The 15,947-nt window shown below is 66.1% G+C and carries 18 protein-coding genes and 4 tRNA genes; 4 read left to right on the top strand and 18 right to left on the bottom strand.

The genetic code is table 11. From position 1 onward, the window contains the following. Positions 1–3: 3 nt before the first annotated feature. From NN4_RS30680 to rplJ, 3 genes are all read right to left on the bottom strand, one after another. Positions 4–1,080, bottom strand: coding sequence for an ABC transporter ATP-binding protein (locus NN4_RS30680; protein ID WP_135233583.1), 1,077 nt, complete (start codon positions 1,078–1,080; stop codon positions 4–6). 243 nt (positions 1,081–1,323) lie between these two features. Then, positions 1,324–1,704, bottom strand: a complete 381-nt coding sequence (gene rplL / locus NN4_RS30675; protein ID WP_107659495.1) for a 50S ribosomal protein L7/L12 — start codon at positions 1,702–1,704, stop codon at positions 1,324–1,326. A 65-nt stretch (positions 1,705–1,769) separates the two neighbouring features. Continuing rightward, positions 1,770–2,318 (bottom strand): 50S ribosomal protein L10, encoded by a 549-nt coding sequence (gene rplJ, locus NN4_RS30670; RefSeq protein ID WP_107659496.1) that lies wholly within the window; start codon positions 2,316–2,318, stop codon positions 1,770–1,772. A gap of 413 nt (positions 2,319–2,731) precedes the next feature. Between rplJ and NN4_RS30665 the strand changes: the two genes are divergently transcribed. Beyond that, positions 2,732–4,354, top strand: a complete 1,623-nt coding sequence (locus NN4_RS30665; RefSeq protein WP_147138792.1) for an MFS transporter — start codon at positions 2,732–2,734, stop codon at positions 4,352–4,354. A gap of 51 nt (positions 4,355–4,405) precedes the next feature. On the opposite strand, the gene NN4_RS30660 is transcribed toward NN4_RS30665, so the two are convergent. The 11 genes from NN4_RS30660 to NN4_RS30610 form a co-directional block, all read right to left on the bottom strand. Further along, entirely contained in the window at positions 4,406–4,936 is a 531-nt protein-coding gene (locus NN4_RS30660) for an NADPH-dependent FMN reductase (protein ID WP_147138790.1), read from the bottom strand. A 105-nt stretch (positions 4,937–5,041) separates the two neighbouring features. Beyond that, complete coding sequence (rplA, locus tag NN4_RS30655) at positions 5,042–5,755, bottom strand: 50S ribosomal protein L1 (protein ID WP_107659499.1); 714 nt, start codon at positions 5,753–5,755, stop codon at positions 5,042–5,044. A gap of 77 nt (positions 5,756–5,832) precedes the next feature. Continuing rightward, complete coding sequence (gene rplK / locus NN4_RS30650; RefSeq protein WP_107659500.1) at positions 5,833–6,267, bottom strand: 50S ribosomal protein L11; 435 nt, start codon at positions 6,265–6,267, stop codon at positions 5,833–5,835. 96 nt (positions 6,268–6,363) lie between these two features. Beyond that, positions 6,364–7,161, bottom strand: a complete 798-nt coding sequence (gene nusG / locus NN4_RS30645) for a transcription termination/antitermination protein NusG (protein ID WP_371865773.1) — start codon at positions 7,159–7,161, stop codon at positions 6,364–6,366. A gap of 118 nt (positions 7,162–7,279) precedes the next feature. Then, positions 7,280–7,672: a preprotein translocase subunit SecE gene (secE, locus tag NN4_RS30640; protein ID WP_167768870.1), complete on the bottom strand. Its 393-nt coding sequence runs from the start codon at positions 7,670–7,672 to the stop codon at positions 7,280–7,282. Between the two features lie 67 nt (positions 7,673–7,739). Continuing rightward, positions 7,740–7,812, bottom strand: a tRNA-Trp gene (locus NN4_RS30635). 246 nt (positions 7,813–8,058) lie between these two features. Further along, positions 8,059–9,120, bottom strand: coding sequence for a fused (3R)-hydroxyacyl-ACP dehydratase subunits HadA/HadB (locus NN4_RS30630; RefSeq protein ID WP_147138812.1), 1,062 nt, complete (start codon positions 9,118–9,120; stop codon positions 8,059–8,061). A 270-nt stretch (positions 9,121–9,390) separates the two neighbouring features. Further along, on the bottom strand, positions 9,391–9,561 hold the full coding sequence (gene rpmG / locus NN4_RS30625) for a 50S ribosomal protein L33 (protein WP_014988500.1): 171 nt from the start codon (positions 9,559–9,561) through the stop codon (positions 9,391–9,393). 42 nt (positions 9,562–9,603) lie between these two features. Then, a tRNA-Met gene (locus tag NN4_RS30620) sits at positions 9,604–9,679 on the bottom strand. Between the two features lie 92 nt (positions 9,680–9,771). Beyond that, positions 9,772–9,844: transfer RNA gene (locus NN4_RS30615), tRNA-Thr, on the bottom strand. A gap of 210 nt (positions 9,845–10,054) precedes the next feature. Then, a tRNA-Tyr gene (locus NN4_RS30610) sits at positions 10,055–10,137 on the bottom strand. 167 nt (positions 10,138–10,304) lie between these two features. Between NN4_RS30610 and NN4_RS30605 the strand changes: the two genes are divergently transcribed. After that, complete coding sequence (locus NN4_RS30605; protein ID WP_135233588.1) at positions 10,305–10,796, top strand: YajQ family cyclic di-GMP-binding protein; 492 nt, start codon at positions 10,305–10,307, stop codon at positions 10,794–10,796. 11 nt (positions 10,797–10,807) lie between these two features. Here the strand turns inward: NN4_RS30605 and htpX are convergent, their stop codons facing one another. Together htpX and NN4_RS30595 are read right to left on the bottom strand one after the other, a co-directional pair. After that, the gene (htpX, locus tag NN4_RS30600) at positions 10,808–11,680 is read right to left on the bottom strand and encodes a zinc metalloprotease HtpX (protein WP_147138788.1); all 873 of its coding nucleotides are present in this window, start codon (positions 11,678–11,680) and stop codon (positions 10,808–10,810) included. A 229-nt stretch (positions 11,681–11,909) separates the two neighbouring features. Continuing rightward, the gene (locus NN4_RS30595) at positions 11,910–12,932 is read right to left on the bottom strand and encodes a polyprenyl synthetase family protein (protein ID WP_135233590.1); all 1,023 of its coding nucleotides are present in this window, start codon (positions 12,930–12,932) and stop codon (positions 11,910–11,912) included. Between the two features lie 194 nt (positions 12,933–13,126). Between NN4_RS30595 and NN4_RS30590 the strand changes: the two genes are divergently transcribed. After that, positions 13,127–14,392, top strand: a complete 1,266-nt coding sequence (locus NN4_RS30590) for a geranylgeranyl reductase family protein (RefSeq protein WP_147138785.1) — start codon at positions 13,127–13,129, stop codon at positions 14,390–14,392. Positions 14,393–14,479: 87 nt separating this feature from the next. Then, the gene (locus NN4_RS30585) at positions 14,480–14,908 is read left to right on the top strand and encodes a helix-turn-helix transcriptional regulator (protein ID WP_147138783.1); all 429 of its coding nucleotides are present in this window, start codon (positions 14,480–14,482) and stop codon (positions 14,906–14,908) included. Here NN4_RS30585 and NN4_RS30580 read toward each other — a convergent pair. Together NN4_RS30580 and NN4_RS30575 are read right to left on the bottom strand one after the other, a co-directional pair. Further along, positions 14,905–15,354: a PNPOx family protein gene (locus NN4_RS30580; RefSeq protein WP_147138781.1), complete on the bottom strand. Its 450-nt coding sequence runs from the start codon at positions 15,352–15,354 to the stop codon at positions 14,905–14,907. The two genes, NN4_RS30585 and NN4_RS30580, sit on opposite strands and share 4 nt — an antisense overlap. Before the next feature lie 11 nt (positions 15,355–15,365). Further along, positions 15,366–15,938: a PadR family transcriptional regulator gene (locus tag NN4_RS30575; RefSeq protein ID WP_147138779.1), complete on the bottom strand. Its 573-nt coding sequence runs from the start codon at positions 15,936–15,938 to the stop codon at positions 15,366–15,368. Positions 15,939–15,947: the final 9 nt, after the last annotated feature.

Here is a 15,947-nt window from a genome sequence, read left to right as displayed (position 1 = left end):
ATGTTACCCGTTAGTTGTGTTGTGTCGAGTGGTGGTCTCGTACGCGCCGCCCGGGTAACCACCCAGGTCGCTGTTGTTGTACGCCAAGACCTGGGTCTCGTCGTTCTGATCAAGTGACTCGCGAATCGCGGTCTGCGCCGCGTGCGGCAGGGTGTGCATGATCTCGCGGACCCGCTCCTTGCGGCGCAGCACGGCCTGACGCACCGGCATGCCAGGGGTGGCCTGCATCTGCGGGATGATGCCCTCGACCTCTTCGGCGCCGCCGTGGTGATGCCCGGCGTCGAACATCGCTTGCTCGCGCGCCATCTGGGCCTCGTCCTTCTCCTCGGACATGCCGATCGGGCCCTGCATGCGGCCGTTGAGGAACTGCTTGACCACCGGCTCGTCGGAGGTCAGCAGCACCTCGCGCGGGCCGAACATGACCAGCTGACGGCGGAACATCATGCCGATGTTGTCCGGCACGGTGCGGGCCAGGTTGATGTTGTGCGTGACGATCAGGATGGTCGCGTCGATCTGCGCGTTGATGTCGATCAGCAGCTGGCTGATGTAGGCGGTACGCACCGGATCGAGGCCGGAGTCCGGCTCGTCGACGAGGATGATCTGCGGGTCGAGCACCAGGGCGCGAGCCAGGCCCGCGCGCTTGCGCATACCGCCGGAGATCTCGCCGGGCAGCTTGTTCTCGGCGCCGAGCAGACCGGTCAGCTCCAGCTTCTCCATGACGATCTTGCGAATGTCGGATTCGGACTTCTTCGTGTGCTCACGAAGCGGGAACGCGACATTGTCGAAAAGATTCATCGAGCCGAACAGCGCGCCGTCCTGGAACAGCACGCCGAAGAGCTTGCGAATCTCGTAGAGCTCCTTGTTGGAGCAGGTGGTGATGTCCGTGTCGCCGACGTAGATCGAGCCGCGCTCCGGGCGCAGCAGGCCGATCAGCGACTTCAGAAAGACGGACTTGCCGGTACCCGACGGGCCCAGCAATGCGCTGACCTCACCGGTCGGCAAGGTCAGGGAGACATCCTGCCAAATTCGCTGGGATCCGAAAGACTTGGTAACACCTTCGGTTCTGACCTCGACGCCCACGCAAACCTCCACAATTTCTCAGCGAGCTGCCCACCGGCGAACCGCGTGCTGGGTCGAGCGGTGTGTCACGTCACAGTGGGTCGGGCCACTGTATCCCAAGACCGAGACGACGCACACCCCAACCTGACTGAAGAGTAACCCCGTTTCATGTGGTATTTCCTGATTGTTCGCGCAGGTCGCCGTAAACAGCAAACAGGCGGCCCCCGAAAAGGGGACCGCCTGTCGGGCGATTCGGTCGCGGAATTACTTGACCGAAACCTTGGCGCCGGCGTCTTCCAGCTTCGCCTTGGCAGCCTCGGCGGCATCCTTGGCAACCTTCTCCAGGATGGCCTTCGGGGCACCCTCGACGAGGTCCTTGGCTTCCTTCAGGCCCAGGCCCGAGACGATCTCGCGGACCACCTTGATGACCTGGATCTTCTTGTCGCCCGCACCCTCGAGGATGACGTCGAACTCGTCCTGCTCCTCGACGGCCTCGGCAACGGCGCCCGGGCCGGCGGGGCCAGCGACGGCGACCGGAGCGGCGGCGGTGACCTCGAACTTCTCTTCGAACTTCTTGACGAAGTCCGACAGCTCGAGCAGGGTCATGTTGCCGAAGGTCTCCAGCAGTTCGTCAACGTTGGCCATGATGTTGTTCCTTTCGGTAGTTGTTGTCTATGAGGGCGAGCCGCGCGCGAATCACCCGCACGGGGTTATTCAGCGGCAGCGGCGGTGTCGCCACCGGCTTCGGCCTGCTTCTTCTCGACGAGCGCGGCGGCAAGGCGAGCCACCTGCGACGCCGGAGCGTTGAACAGACCGGCGGCCTTGGCCATGTTGCCCTTCATCGCACCGGCCAGCTTGGCCAGCAGGACCTCGCGGGACTCCAGGTCGGCGATCTTCTCGACCTCGGACACGGACAGCGGTGCGCCGTCCATGTAGCCGCCCTTGATGATGAGCGCCTTGTTGTCCTTGGCGAACGTCTTCAGGGCCTTCGCCGCGGTAACCGGCTCACCACTGATGAAGGTGATCGCGGTCGGTCCGACGAACAAGTCGTCCAGGCCCTGCACGCCCGCCTCGGCGGCAGCGCGCTTGACCAGGGTGTTCTTGGCGACGGAGTACGTGGCTTCGGCGCCGAGCGCACGACGCAGCTCGGTGAGCTTGCCGACCGACAGACCACGGTATTCCGTGACCACGGTGGCGGTCGAGCTCTTGAACTGCTCCGCGATCTCCTCGACCGCAGTGACCTTCTCGGGTTTTGCCATACTTCGCCTCCTCTCTGATGGTCGGTTCGAAACGAACTACCGGGTCAGGGGACGGCGACAAAACAAACGCCCCGGACGCAAGGCGTTCCGGGGCGCACAGCAATCACACGGCCTCGGTTCTCCCTGCGTGGGCCGCCGGCAATGTCGCCGGACCTTCGACCGAACCCATGCGGGCTCGACGACCAACGGTCTTCGGTAGAACGGATTTGGGTAGGAATCGAGCTAGTCGATAACTGTTGTCCAATGTACCTGGACCCACCCCCATCTGCCAAAACGGGGCACTCCCACGACGAATCGGGACCATTCAGCGCCCGGCTTGTTGTGTCTCGCATCACATTCACCACCGAGATGTGGTTGAGATCGCCCCTCTTAGCCGTTACCTAAGGTGACAGTTACTGTTTGACTGCTTGACTATGGCAACCTCCATAGTCGATCCACCGGTGCTGCTGGAACGACGTAACCAGCGCTTTCTCGCCTTGGCCGTGATCTGCCTCGCCGAGCTGCTCGTCGTCCTGGACAACACCATCGTGAACGTGGCGCTCCCCTCCATCGGGGTGCAGCTGCAAACCGGCGTCAGCGGCCTGCAATGGGTCGTCGACGCGTACACCCTCACCTTCGCGGGCCTGTTGCTCGCCTTCGGCAACCTCGGCGACCGGCTCGGCCGCCGCCGGATCATGATGGTCGGTCTGGTCGGCGTCGGCGCCATGTCGATCGCGGGCGCGCTGTCCGGCTCGATGGGTGGCGTGATCGCCGCGCGCGCCGCGATGGGTGTGTTCGCCGCGGCCGTCTTCCCGGCGACGCTGGCGCTGATCATCAACATCTTCCGCGACAAACGCGAACGGGCCCTCGCCATCGCGGCGTGGACGGCCATGGCCGGGTTCGCCATCGCGATCGGGCCGATCTCGGGCGGCTGGCTGCTGGCCCACTTCACCTGGCACTCGGTTTTCTGGATCAATGTGCCGCTGGCGCTCATCGCGCTCGTCGCCACGCTGATCTGGGTGCCCGAATCCCGGGCCACCCAGGTCGGCAGGCTCGACCTGCCGGGCATCGGGCTGTCCATCGCGGGCATCACGCTGGTGGTGTGGTCCATCATCGAGGCGCCGCGCTTCGGCTGGCTCTCCAGCACGACACTGAGCACCGGTGCGCTCGGCGTCGCCCTGCTTGCCGCATTCATCATCTGGGAATTACGCACTGCCGCACCGATTCTCGATATGACGCTGTTCCGCAATCGGCGATTCTCGATGCCCGCCTTGGCGATTGCGATCTGCTACTTCTCGATGTTCGGATTTCTGTTCCTCATCACCCAGTATTTCCAAGGGGTGCGGGAGTACACTCCGCTCGAATTCGGTATCGCCTCATTGCCTTTCGCCTTCTCGGTGGCGCTCGGCGCGCCCATTGCCACCCTGCTCGCCCAGCGGTTCGGGCCGACGCCGGTCATCGTGACCGGGCTGCTGAGCACCGGGCTCGGGTTGTATCTGGGCGGTCAGGTGACGGTGGACAGTCCCTACGTCACCGACGTGCTGCCCTCGATGGTGTTCATGGCGCTCGGCGTCGGCATCGTTCAGGGACCGGCCACCGAGTCGATCATGGGATCGCTGCCGCTCAACGAGGCGGGTGCGGGGTCCGCGGTCAACGACACCACCCGGGAGATCGGCGGCACCCTCGGTGTCGCGGTGCTCGGTTCGATCGTGGCGTCGTACTACACGACCAGGATCGCCCCGCGGATCGACGCGCTACCGACCACGTTGATGAGCGAGAACGAGCGAGGGCTGGTCAAATCCAGTCCGCTCAGCGTGCTGGAGATCCGCAAGCGGCCGCTCCCCCCGTTCTTCGAGAGCCAGCGCGAAAACCTCATCGTGGCAATGAAAACGGCGGCACTCGAAGGCTCCCATACCGCCTCGCTCGTCGCGGCGGGTGCAGTAGTGGTGTGCGCGGTGATCGTGGCGATTTTCCTGCCGTGGGGCGCGCCGGAGGGCGAGTCGGTCCTGCTCGCCTGGCGCAAAGATACGGAGCCCCAGGAGGATTCGGTCAACTGATTGCACGCGGACGAAGGCCGGGATCCGGAAGGGTTCCGGCCTTCGCCGGTATCAGTGCGCGGCTCTGGCCACCAGTTTGTTCAATGCTTCGATTGCGCCGCTACGGAATTCGGCAGTGCCGACCAAGCCGTCCGGTCCGACGTCGTCCCGGCCGACCGGCAGCCGGGCACAGCCGTCGGAATCGACGTCGGCACCCACGTAACCGAGGACGAGCGCCAATGTCGCGGCGGCCCCTTCGCCGCGGCCGAGCGCGGCCACGTTGATCCAGGCGGTGGGTTTCTCATAGAGGTCGGCGTTCCCGACGGTCCAGTCCAGCAGATTCTTCAGGCTGCCGGGCAGTGTGCCCGCGTATTCGGGGGTGCAGAACAGCACCGCGTCCGCCTGCGAAAGCTGTTCGCGTAGTGCAAGAACCGACGGGCGTGCGGTGCCGTCGTCATCCGGGTCGAAAGCGGGCAGGTCGGCGAGTCCGCCGAACCAGCGCGCGTCGACACCGGCCGGCGCGACCGCCTGGACCGTGCGCAACGCGGCGGAATTGGTCGACGCAGCGCGAGTGCTACCGGAGATGAGCAAGACAACCGTCACCGCTCTACCAACGATGCCGGACCTGGAAATAGTCCGATCCCGGAAACGCGCAAGGGCGGAAACGCGTAATGCGTTCCCGCCCTTGCGGACTTGTTCAGGTGCTACTTACGCATCCTCGTCCAGGAGGTTGCGGGTGCGGTTCGGGTCCACCGGGATGCCCGGTCCGGTGTTCGTCGAGACCGTCACCTTCTTGACGTAGCGGCCCTTGGCGGTCGACGGCTTCACACGCAGGATCTCCTCCAGCGCGGCACCGTAGTTCTCCACCAGCTTGGCGTCGTCGAAGGAAGCCTTGCCGATAACGAAGTGCAGGTTGGCCTGCTTGTCGACGCGGAAGTTGATCTTTCCGCCCTTGATCTCGTTGACGGCCTTGGTCACGTCGTTGGTGACCGTGCCCGTCTTCGGGTTCGGCATCAGGCCACGCGGTCCGAGGACACGCGCGATCCGGCCGACCTTGGCCATCTGGTCCGGGGTGGCGATCGCGGCGTCGAACTCGAGCCAGCCGCCCTGGATCCGCTCGATCAGGTCCTCGGCGCCGACGGCGTCCGCACCGGCGGCTTCGGCCTCGGCGGCCTTCTCGCCTGCCGCGAACACGATGACGCGGGCGGTCTTACCGGTGCCGTGCGGCAGGTTGACCGTGCCACGCACCATCTGGTCCGCCTTGCGGGGATCCACGCCGAGACGAACGGCGACCTCGACGGTCGCGTCGGTCTTGGTGGTGGCGGTCTCCTTGGCCAGCCGCGCTGCGGCGAGCGGGGAGTACAGGGTGTCGCGATCGACCTTCTCGGCCGCGGCGAGATACGCCTTGCTTCGTTTTGCCATAATTCTCTGTCCTTAAGTGTCTGGTTCAGCCGTGGTTTGCGGGCCTGGCCGGCCCTCCCACCTGGAGCTGCGGAGGCTCAGCCCTCGACGGTGATGCCCATCGAACGCGCGGTACCCGCGATGATCTTCGCCGCCTGATCGATGTCGTTGGCGTTCAGATCTTCCTGCTTGGTCTTGGCGATCTCGCGCACCTGATCCATGGTCACCTTGGCGACCTTGAGGCGGTGCGGCTCAGCCGAACCCTTCTGCACACCGGCGGCCTTGAGCAGCAGCCGAGCGGCGGGCGGGGTCTTCAGCTTGAAGTCGAACGAGCGATCCTCGTAGACCGAGATCTCGACCGGAATGACGTTGCCACGCTGCGACTCGGTCGCGGCGTTGTACGCCTTGCAGAACTCCATGATGTTGACGCCGTGCTGACCGAGCGCGGGACCCACCGGAGGGGCGGGGTTCGCCTGGCCGGCCTGGATCTGAAGCTTGATGATCCCGGCGAGCTTCTTCTTCTTGGGGGGCATCTTTCTTTCCTAGGTGTCTGTTTTCCTTGCTCTTTGCAAGTGCTGGTGTTGCGGTCCGCGGCCGGGCGGATGCCGTCGGCCGCTCACGTAACAGGACTAAATCTTCGCAACCTGGGTGAAGCCGAGCTCGACCGGGGTCTCGCGGCCGAAGATCGACACGAGCACCTTGAGCTTCTGCTGCTCGGCGTTGACCTCGGAGATGCTGGCGGGCAGCGTCGCGAACGGGCCGTCCATCACGGTCACCGACTCGCCGACCTCGAAGTCGACCTCGATGGTCGGCTTGGACACCGACTCGGCGGCGGACTCGGCCGAACCCGCGGCACCGGCGGTGGCGGCGGCCTTCTTCTGCTGGGCGGCGGGGACCAGGAACTTCACCACGTCGTCGATGGACAGCGGCGACGGGCGCGAGGTGGCGCCGACGAAACCGGTGACACCGGGGGTGTTGCGCACGGCGCCCCAGGACTCGTCGTTGAGTTCCATCCGGACCAGGATGTAGCCGGGCAGCACCTTGCGGTTGACGTTCTTGCGCTGGCCGTTCTTGATCTCGGTGACCTCTTCGGTCGGCACCTCGACCTGGAAGATGTACTCCTCGAGGTCCAGGTTCTGCACGCGGGTCTCGAGGTTGGCCTTCACCTTGTTCTCGTAACCGGCGTAGGAGTGGATGACGTACCAGTCACCGGGGGCGCGACGCAGCGCGGCCTTCATTTCCGCGACCGGGTCGGCGGGCTCTTCGTCGATCGGAGCGGCCGCAGCTGCCTCGTCGATCTCCGACGCGGCGCCCTCGGAGTCCACGTCCTCGGAGTCTTCGACGGTCGTGGCGTCGTCGGTCGTGGGATCCACCACCGCGTCCTCGACCGGGAACTCTTCGTTTGTGTCGTTCTCCGGGGTGCTCACTGGGGCACTCGCTTCCTGTGTCGTCACGTACATCCTCTGCGTGCCGGGGCCGGGCGCGCGGCGGAACTACTCCACCCGTGTCCGCCCCGGGATCGGCCGGCGGCGTCGGCGTCGATCTCTAGCCGAACAGCCAGTTGACACCCTTGATGAACGCCACATCCAACCCGCTGATGAACGCGACCATGAAGATCACGAACACCAGAACAACGCTCGTATAGGTGACCATCTGCTTCCGGTTGGGCCAGATCACCTTGCGCAGTTCCGCGACTACTTCACGCAGGAACTTGATCAAACGCTTGAACGGATTAGCCGTCTTCGTGCGTTCGGCCCGATCGGTCTTGGCTGCCTTGCGCGACGAAGGCCGATCGAGTGTGGCGATCGAACCTGTGTCGGGCGACGCGCCGCGAGTCCGCCGGGCGGAACGCTTGCCGCTCGGCCGGGCCACCGCGGCGGTGTCATCGCCGTCGTCGGTCGCATGCGCGCCGTGGCGAGAATCCCGCTCGTCGACCACGTCGATCCTTTCGTCGCTGGCATGCTGGTTCTTTTCGAGCGACCTGCATGCAGTCGCTGCGGAAAGGCAGGGGCGACAGGACTTGAACCTGCAACCTGCGGTTTTGGAGACCGCTGCTCTGCCAGTTGAGCTACGCCCCTTCGGCTGGACCGTAATCGGCTGTCCAACCACTGTTCGGTATTCAGTTGTAGAACTCCGGTGTCACCACATGACACGCGCGCTGCTTTCGCAGTCGCCGGCCCCGTGGGCGAAACCTTGACGGCCTCACCTGGAACCAGCCCTACAGAGCAGCGCGCAGCGGCTGGTGACCCCAGAAATCCGAGTGTACGTTACCGCCCGCGTCGATAGCCAATCAGGGTCAGGCGACCAGGTCAGGCTGTATCCAGTCAGGCCAGTTGCACGGTTGCCGTCGCGCGCCCGAAGATCTTGCGCCCCGCCGACTTCGCCACGATGGCGACGACCGCGGTCCGCGTCTCCGGATCCACCGACTTCACTTTACCGGTGTACTCGATCTCGGCGGCCTCGTCGGTGCCGACGTAGACCGGGCTGGTGAAGCGGACGTTGTACTCCTTGACCGCGCCGGGATCGCCGAGCCAGGAGGTGACGAAACCGCCACCGAGGCCCATGGTGAGCATGCCGTGCGCGACCACGTTGTCCAGGCCGACGAGCTTGATGACCTCGTCGCTCCAGTGGATCGGGTTGGCGTCGCCGGAGACACCGGCGTAGTTCACCAGATCGCCGCGGGTGAGCCGGACGATGCGGGCGGGCAGTTCGTCGCCGACCGTGACGTCGTCGAAGCTGATCGCGTGCTTGCTCGGCGTGATCTCGGGCACCGTGGCGGGCTGCACCGGCGCGGCAACGACATTGGCGCGCGGCTTGTGATCCGGTGCGTCCTCGCCGATGCCGTGCATCAGCACGTTGCGCACGGTGTCGTTGAGGTTCGGATCGATGTCGCCGCCGCTGCGGCCGATGAGCGTGGTGTAGGTGGTGAGCACCAGCTCGTCGTTCTGCGCGGTGACGATGTTCTTGGTGACGATGATGTCGCCGCCGAAGGCCTGCCGGAACGAGTGCAGGTAGACGTCGCAGACCAGCTGGTCGCCGACCTTGATCGGCCGGTGGAACTCCAGGATCTGGTCGGTCTGCAGGATCTGGCTCAGGTCGTAGCCGGTGACAATCTGCTCGAAGAGCTTGCGCTGGGCCAGAATGCCGACCAGGGAGATGAAGGTCAGCGGCGCGAGCAGGCCGTCGTAGCCGTACTCCTGCGCGAGGTCCTCGTCCCAGTGCACCGGGTGGTAGTCCTGCACAGCGCGCGCGTATTCGCGCACCTTCTCGCGGCCGACCTCGTAGTAGTCGTCGACGCGGTAGTGGTGACCGACCATCGAGGCCGCGTGCGCCGCGGGGTCGAACGTCTCGACCGCCTGAACCGCTTCGTCTGTACCGGTGTTGATTGTCACGGGAGGACTGTACCTATCTGACCCCGAGCCCGGAGTCGGCGGAGCGTTCACGAGCGGGCCTCGCTAGCGCGCGGCTTCCGTCGTGACCGCAGTGGCGGCTGTGACTCTCGTTCCCTCGCTATTGCTCGCTCACCTACCGCACCCGACCGCGAAAATGCGTCAGGGCCGGACAAACGTCCGGCCCTCGCACTGTCACGATCCGAGATTGCCGGGAGCAATCACACTCCCGGCGCCGATCCACGCGGCAGCATCACGCGTGGCGGACTAGCGGGATTCTTTGTGTCCCCGGTGCGTACCGCAGTTCGGGCAGAACTTCTTGAGTTCCAGCCGATCGGGGTCGTTGCGCCGGTTCTTCTTGGTGATGTAGTTGCGGTGCTTGCACTGCTCGCAGGCCAAGGTGATCTTTGGCCGGACATCGGTGGACTTCGCGGCCACGATATTCCTTCTTTCGGGTCAACCAGTTGGTCTGATCGGTTTTGGTAGCGATGGCCGGACTTGAACCGGCGACACAACGATTATGAGTCGTTTGCTCTACCGACTGAGCTACACCGCCAAGGGGTCGCATTGCTGTGGTGCGGCGCCCCGGCTCCCACCAAAGTGGAAACTATATGCGATGCCGAGTCGGTCACCACCGGCAATCCGGCGAGCCCCCTAACGGAATCGAACCGTTGACCTTTTCCTTACCATGGAAACGCTCTGCCGACTGAGCTAAGGGGGCATGACTACTTCCGCACCAGGACTGGAACACGTGACCCCGGCGCGGCGAAGTCTTGAACGAGGTTACACACCCAACGGTCAGAGCTCCAAACCGGGTGGTCAGGAGCCTTTTTCCAGAGATCATCCGGCCGACGGGGGCATCGAGAGCGGCCGGCGAACCCGGTAAGCACGAAACCCCCGCGGATCGAAGTCGATCCACGGGGGTTCCGGGTGGCAGATGTAGGATTCGAACCTACGTAGGCTTTCGCCGACGGATTTACAGTCCGCTCCCATTGGCCGCTCGGGCAATCTGCCGTCGCGCTCTCGGCGCGAAAAGCAGAATACATCCACCCCCCGCCCTGATTGCAAACCGGCTGGCCATCGGCCATGCGGCGGGACTACGGTCGCGCTCCGGGGTACAACTAACGGTGACCGATCAACCGGTCGAGCGAGCAGTTGGACCGCCAGGACAGGAGCGAAGTGTGGCCGATTCGTCATTCGATGTCGTCAGCAAGGTCGAACGTCAGGAGGTCGACAACGCCCTGCACCAGGCAGAGAAGGAGCTGACCACCCGGTACGACTTCCGTGGCACCGGCGCGGCCATCGAGTGGTCCGGCGAGGACAAGATCGTGCTGACGGCCGAGGCCGAGGAGCGGGTCAAGGCGGCGCTGGAGGTGTTCAAGGAGAAGCTGATTCGCCGCGACATCTCGCTCAAGGCGTTCGACGCCGGCGAGCCGGTCGCCTCCGGCAAGACCTACAAGATCACCGGAACACTGGTCCAGGGCATCGACACCGAGCATGCGAAGAAGATCACCAAGAAGATCCGCGACGAGGGCCCGAAGGGCGTCAAGGCGCAGATCCAGGGTGAGGAACTGCGGGTGAGCAGCAAGAAGCGCGACGACCTCCAGGCCGTCATCTCGCTGCTGAAGGGTGAGGATTTCGGGATCGCCCTGCAGTTCGTCAACTACCGCTAGCGGGCGGCGGGCTACGGCTTGGGGCCGCCCGCCATTTCCTCCAGGCGAGCGATGCGCTCGGCCATCGGGGGGTGCGTGGAAAACCAGCGGGCGGCTCGCTCGCCCGCCCGGAACGGGTTGGCGATCATCAGGTGTGACTGGGCGGTCAATTGCGGCTCAGGCGGCAACGGAGCGGCTTGCACGCCGCGCTCCAGCTTGCGCAGCGCCGAGGCGAGGGCGAGCGGGTCGCCGGTGAGTTCGGCGCCGGACTGGTCCGCCTGGTATTCGCGGGAACGGGAGACGGCGAGCTTGATCAGGCTCGCGGCGATCGGCCCGAGCAGCGAAACGAGCAGCACGCCCAGCATGTTCGGGCCTTCGCCGTTGCGATTGCCGCCGAACGCGGAGGCGAAGAAGGCCAGGTTTGCCAGGCCGGAGATGACCGCGGCGAGCGCGCCTGCAACCGACGAGATCAGGATGTCGCGGTTGTAGACATGCGATAGCTCGTGGCCGAGCACGGCCCGTAGCTCCCGCTCGTCCAGGATCTGCAGGATGCCGCTGGTACAGCAGACCGCGGCGTGCCGGGGGCTGCGACCGGTGGCAAAGGCGTTGGGGGCGTTGGTCGGGCTGATGTAGAGCCGCGGCATCGGCTGGCGCGCGGTGGTCGCCAGCTCACGCACGATCCGGTAGATCACCGGCGCTTCCAGCTCGCTGACCGGTTGCGCGTGCATCGCCTTCAACGCGAGTTTGTCGCTGTTGAAGTACGCGTACGCGTTCATGCCGACGGCCAGCAGGATGGCGATGATCAGGATCGTCGGGCTGCGGAACAGCGCGCCGGCGAGCACGATCAAGGCCGACAGGCCGACCATCAGCCCAAAGGTCTTCAGACCATTCGCGTACCCGTGCATGTCCCGCCTCTCCGCGTATTCAGGCCAGACTCGCCTGCCGCGAGACCGGCGTTGGCGCCCGGCGGTAGCAGCTCACATCAGTAAGCCCGTCCCCGGCGAGTTACCCATGTGCGCACGAGATCGGTTCTCACTTCGAGCTTCGACTCTCGTCGAGAGCATCACGCCAGGTCAACGAGAAGGGGCGCGCAAAGGTTCCTGATCGGAACGTAGCCATTGCTACGGACCGGGCTCAGCCGACGCGCTCGATCGTGTAGCGGACGAGGTGTTCGAGGGCGTCGTTGGCGGGTCCGGCGGGCAGGGCGGAGAGTTCGGCGTGCGCGATGTCGGCGAAGCCTTGCAGCTTCTCCTTGGCCAGCACCATGCCGTGCGAGCGGGACAGCAGGTCGAGGGCTTCCTCGACCTCGGCGTCGGTTTGCAAGGGGTTGGCGAGAAGTTTGCGCAGGCGGTCGCCGTCGGCGCCCTCGTCACGCAGCGCGTACAGCACCGGCAGCGTGTGCACGCCCTCGCGCAGGTCGGTGCCGGGGGTCTTGCCGGACTGCTCGGCGGCCGAGGAGATGTCGATGATGTCGTCGGAGATCTGGAAGGCGGTGCCGACCGCGTCACCGAGGCGGGCCAGCCGCTCCACGTGCTCGGTGCCCGCGCCGGAGAAGGTGCCGCCGAAGCGACCGGCGGCCGCGATGAGCGACCCGGTCTTCTCCCAGACGACGCGCAGGTAGTGCTCGACCGGGTCCTGGGATTCGCGCGCGCCCATGGTCTCGCGCATCTGGCCGGTGACCAGCTCGGCGAAGGTTTCGGCGATGATGCGGACCGCGTCGGGGCCCAGCGTCGAGGTGAGCCGGGAGGCGTGTGCGAACAGGTAGTCGCCGGCCAGGATCGCGATGTTGTTGCCCCAGCGCGCATTCACGCTCGGGGCGCCGCGGCGCATGGTGGCCTCGTCCATCACGTCGTCGTGGTACAGCGTGGCCAGGTGCACGAGTTCGACGACGGTGCCCGCGGTGATCAGCGCGGGATCGGTCGGGTTCGGGCCGAGCTGGCCGGTGAGGATGGTGAACAGCGGGCGGAACCGCTTGCCGCCGGCTTTCGCCAGGTGCAGCGCCGCCTCCTGCAGGAAGTCTTCGCCGTCGGACAGCTCGTCGACCAGGAGCTTCTCGACCTCTTCCAGGCCGTTGCGCACGGTCGCCGCGAGTTCGGTGTCGACGAGATCGACCCCGGCCACCACGGTGCTCTCGTCCTTCACAGCCGATGTGCTCATTTCTTCTCCCACCGATCCGTCCGACCCCACGATAGAGAACCTAGCGTGTCCCCAGCGGATGGCCCATGAACACCGTCACTATGCGGTGTATCAGACACCTTCGCACACCATTTTCCGCGCGCCGCGCCGACCCGCGGGGCAGCTGACGCGCCCGCCGTCGACACGAACAAGATTGCCCTGCAAGTATTGAGCGCATGGGTTCACCGGAAGTCACTCCCGCGGGCGGGGACGCGCTGCCCAGCAGGGCCGAGGTCCTGGTCGTCGGTGCCGGTCCGGCCGGATCGGCCTCGGCCGCCTGGGCCGCGCGGGCCGGGCGCGACGTGGTGCTGCTCGACTCCGCCGTCTTCCCCAGGGACAAGACCTGCGGCGATGGGCTGACCCCGCGCGCGACGGCCGAGCTGGAACACCTCGGGCTCGGCGATTGGCTGCGCGCGCACACCGTCAACCACGGCCTGCGGATGACCGGCTTCGGCAGGGAGGCCCTGCTGCCATGGCCCGCCGGATCGTTCCCGACATACGGAAGTGCCGTCCCACGAACCGAACTCGACGACAAGCTGCGCGAGACCGCGGTGAAGTCCGGCGCGCGGATGATCGACGGCAGCAAAGTGGTCGATGTCACCCGCGACGGCGACCGGGTCACCGGTGTGACGGTGCGAACCGCGACGGGCACGCACACCATCGACTGCACGACGCTCATCGTCGCCGACGGGGTGCGTTCGCCGATCGGGCGGCTGCTCGGCCGCACCTGGCATCGGCAGTACGCCTACGGCACGGCGGCCCGCGCCTACATCAAGTCCGGCCGCAGCGACGACCAGTGGATCACCTCGCACCTCGAGCTGCGCGACGCCGACAACGCGCTGGTACCCGGCTACGGCTGGGTCTTTCCGCTGGGCAACGGCGAGGTCAATATCGGGGTCGGCTCGCTGGCCACCGAGCAGCGTCCGTCGCATATCGCGCTGAAACCGCTGCTGGAGCACTACACGAAGCTGCGCTTCGACGAATGGGAGTTCGAGGGTTCGCTGCGCGCGGTGGCCTCGGCGCTGCTGCCCATGGGCGGTGCGGTGTCGAACGTGGCCGGTCGCAACTGGGTGCTGGTCGGCGATGCCGCGGGCTGTGTGAACCCGCTGAACGGCGAGGGCATCGACTACGGGCTCGAAGGCGGGCACATGCTGGCCGGGTTGCTGGACGAGCCGGACCTCACCCGCATCTGGCCCGAGCTGCTGCGCGCGAAGTATGGGCGGACCTTCTCGGTGGCGCGGCGGATCGCCGGGCTGGCCACCCATCCGCGGATGGTGCCGATCGGCGGGCCGCCGGTGATGCGGTCGAAGTACTTGCAGCGCACCGCGGTCCGGGTGATGGGCAACCTGGTGACCGACGAGGATGTGGATCTGACCGCGCGGGCCTGGCGGGCAGCGGGGCGGATGTCGATGCGCGGCGACGACCTGCCGCCCTTCTCCTGATCCCCCGACCTGCTATTTCCCTGAGTCGTCGGCATGACCGGCCGGTAGGCTGAACCTGCCTTGCCCTCGTGACGACAGGTTCCAGCCATGGGCGGACACCCAGCAGGTGGCTTACCCGCGTTGTATTTGCTGCCGCATCTGCGGCGGGCCCGCGACCTCGCGGACTGGCAGTATGCCGATCCGCTCCGTCTCGATGAATTGGCCGCTGCCGCAGGGGTTTCCAAATATCACTTCCTGCGGGCGTTCGCCGCGGTCTACGGGCTGACGCCGGCCGCGTACCTGGCGGAGCGGCGGATCGAGCGTGCGCAGGATCTGCTGCGCTCCACCAATGTCACGGTGACCGAGGTGTGCATGCTGGTCGGCTACAGCAGCCTCGGCTCGTTCAGCAGCAAATTCCACCAGCTGGTCGGCGTCTCGCCCTCGGAATATCAGGCCAAGTTCGCCGACGGGGCACCGCGCATTCCGGGGTGTTTCGTGTTCATGCACGGCCTCAGCGACCGGAAGCGCGAAACCTAGGCCGGCGTGGGGTTTTCGATGCGGAACACCGCGCAGCGCGGGGCCGCTGCCGCGAACTCGTCCGGGTCGGCGGACTCGACCAGGCCGAGCTTGATGAAGAACGGCACACCGTGCGGTACCTCGCGCGGGAATTCGTGCAGGATCGCAGCGCGTTCCTCGGCGGGCAGTTCGATCAGGTCGACGCGGTGGCGTTTGCGGCCCTCGGCCAGGATGCCCCAGTAGCTTTTGCGCGCGTTGCGCACCCACTCGGCCTTGGCGTGACCGACGACGTAGCGCGCGCCGCGCACGGTCAGCGGTGAGACCGGGGTGGTCCGTAGCTCGCCGGAGGCCCGGCCGGGCACCGAGAGCACCCGCATCGTGCCGATCGTTACCCCCAGTCGGTTCAGCGTGATCACCACGCGGTTCATCGGTTTCAGCCAGCCGGGCAGGCCCAGTTTCGTTTCCATCACAACTCCTTTCAGGTCGGCCATGGCAGATCGCCGTCGCCGATCCGTCGTGCGGCGCTCGCTACCCACCGCAGTTCGGCGTCGAGTAGTTCGCGTTGCAGTTCGCCCTCGATCAGGACGATTTCCGGAATTCCGTCCGCCTTCGCCGCGGCCAGGTCAGCGGTCAGCTCGGCGGAGGCGGCGCGCAAGGCCGCGGCTCGCCGGGCCAGCAGTTCGGCCGCGCGCTCCGGTGCCAGGTTGAGGATGTGCGCGAGACCGGCCGGGAAGCGCGGATATTCGTTGATCGGCTCGGCGAGGTATTCGTCGAGCAGCGAGTCGAGTTCGGCGCGTCCGGTGGCGGTGATTTCGTAACTGGTGCGTTCGGGGCGCGCACCGGCCCGGCTGGTGCCGACCGGCTCGATCAGCCCGCTCGCGGCCAGCCGGGCGACGGTGTCGTAGACGGATCCGCCGCGCACCCGCACCACCCGGCCGACGTGGCGGTCCTTGATGAGCGCTTGCATCTCGTAGGGGTGCATGGGGCGCTCGTTGAGCAGGCTCAGGACGGCTAGTGCCAAGGGAGTTCTGCGGGCTCGCTGTGCCGCCATCACGCTCCA

The sequence above is a fragment of the Nocardia ninae NBRC 108245 genome (genome assembly GCF_007990755.1).
In the GTDB taxonomy this organism is placed as follows: Bacteria; Actinomycetota; Actinomycetes; order Mycobacteriales; family Mycobacteriaceae; genus Nocardia; species Nocardia ninae.
The sequence above is the reverse complement of the archived record's forward strand: the minus strand, read 5'-3'. Positions and strand labels throughout refer to the sequence as shown.

Excerpts from the sequence above, each read along its gene's own strand:
- rplJ (WP_107659496.1), bottom strand. The coding sequence starts at position 2,318 with ATGGCAAAACCCGAGAAGGTCACTGCGGTCGAGGAGATCGCGGAGCAG.
- NN4_RS30575 (WP_147138779.1), bottom strand. The coding sequence starts at position 15,938 with ATGGCGGCACAGCGAGCCCGCAGAACTCCCTTGGCACTAGCCGTCCTG.
- NN4_RS30590 (WP_147138785.1), top strand. The coding sequence starts at position 13,127 with ATGGGTTCACCGGAAGTCACTCCCGCGGGCGGGGACGCGCTGCCCAGC.
- rplL (WP_107659495.1), bottom strand. The coding sequence starts at position 1,704 with ATGGCCAACGTTGACGAACTGCTGGAGACCTTCGGCAACATGACCCTG.
- htpX (WP_147138788.1), bottom strand. The coding sequence starts at position 11,680 with ATGCACGGGTACGCGAATGGTCTGAAGACCTTTGGGCTGATGGTCGGC.
- NN4_RS30585 (WP_147138783.1), top strand. The coding sequence starts at position 14,480 with ATGGGCGGACACCCAGCAGGTGGCTTACCCGCGTTGTATTTGCTGCCG.
- rplA (WP_107659499.1), bottom strand. The coding sequence starts at position 5,755 with ATGGCAAAACGAAGCAAGGCGTATCTCGCCGCGGCCGAGAAGGTCGAT.
- NN4_RS30595 (WP_135233590.1), bottom strand. The coding sequence starts at position 12,932 with ATGAGCACATCGGCTGTGAAGGACGAGAGCACCGTGGTGGCCGGGGTC.
- rplK (WP_107659500.1), bottom strand. The coding sequence starts at position 6,267 with ATGCCCCCCAAGAAGAAGAAGCTCGCCGGGATCATCAAGCTTCAGATC.
- NN4_RS30665 (WP_147138792.1), top strand. The coding sequence starts at position 2,732 with ATGGCAACCTCCATAGTCGATCCACCGGTGCTGCTGGAACGACGTAAC.
- NN4_RS30580 (WP_147138781.1), bottom strand. The coding sequence starts at position 15,354 with ATGGAAACGAAACTGGGCCTGCCCGGCTGGCTGAAACCGATGAACCGC.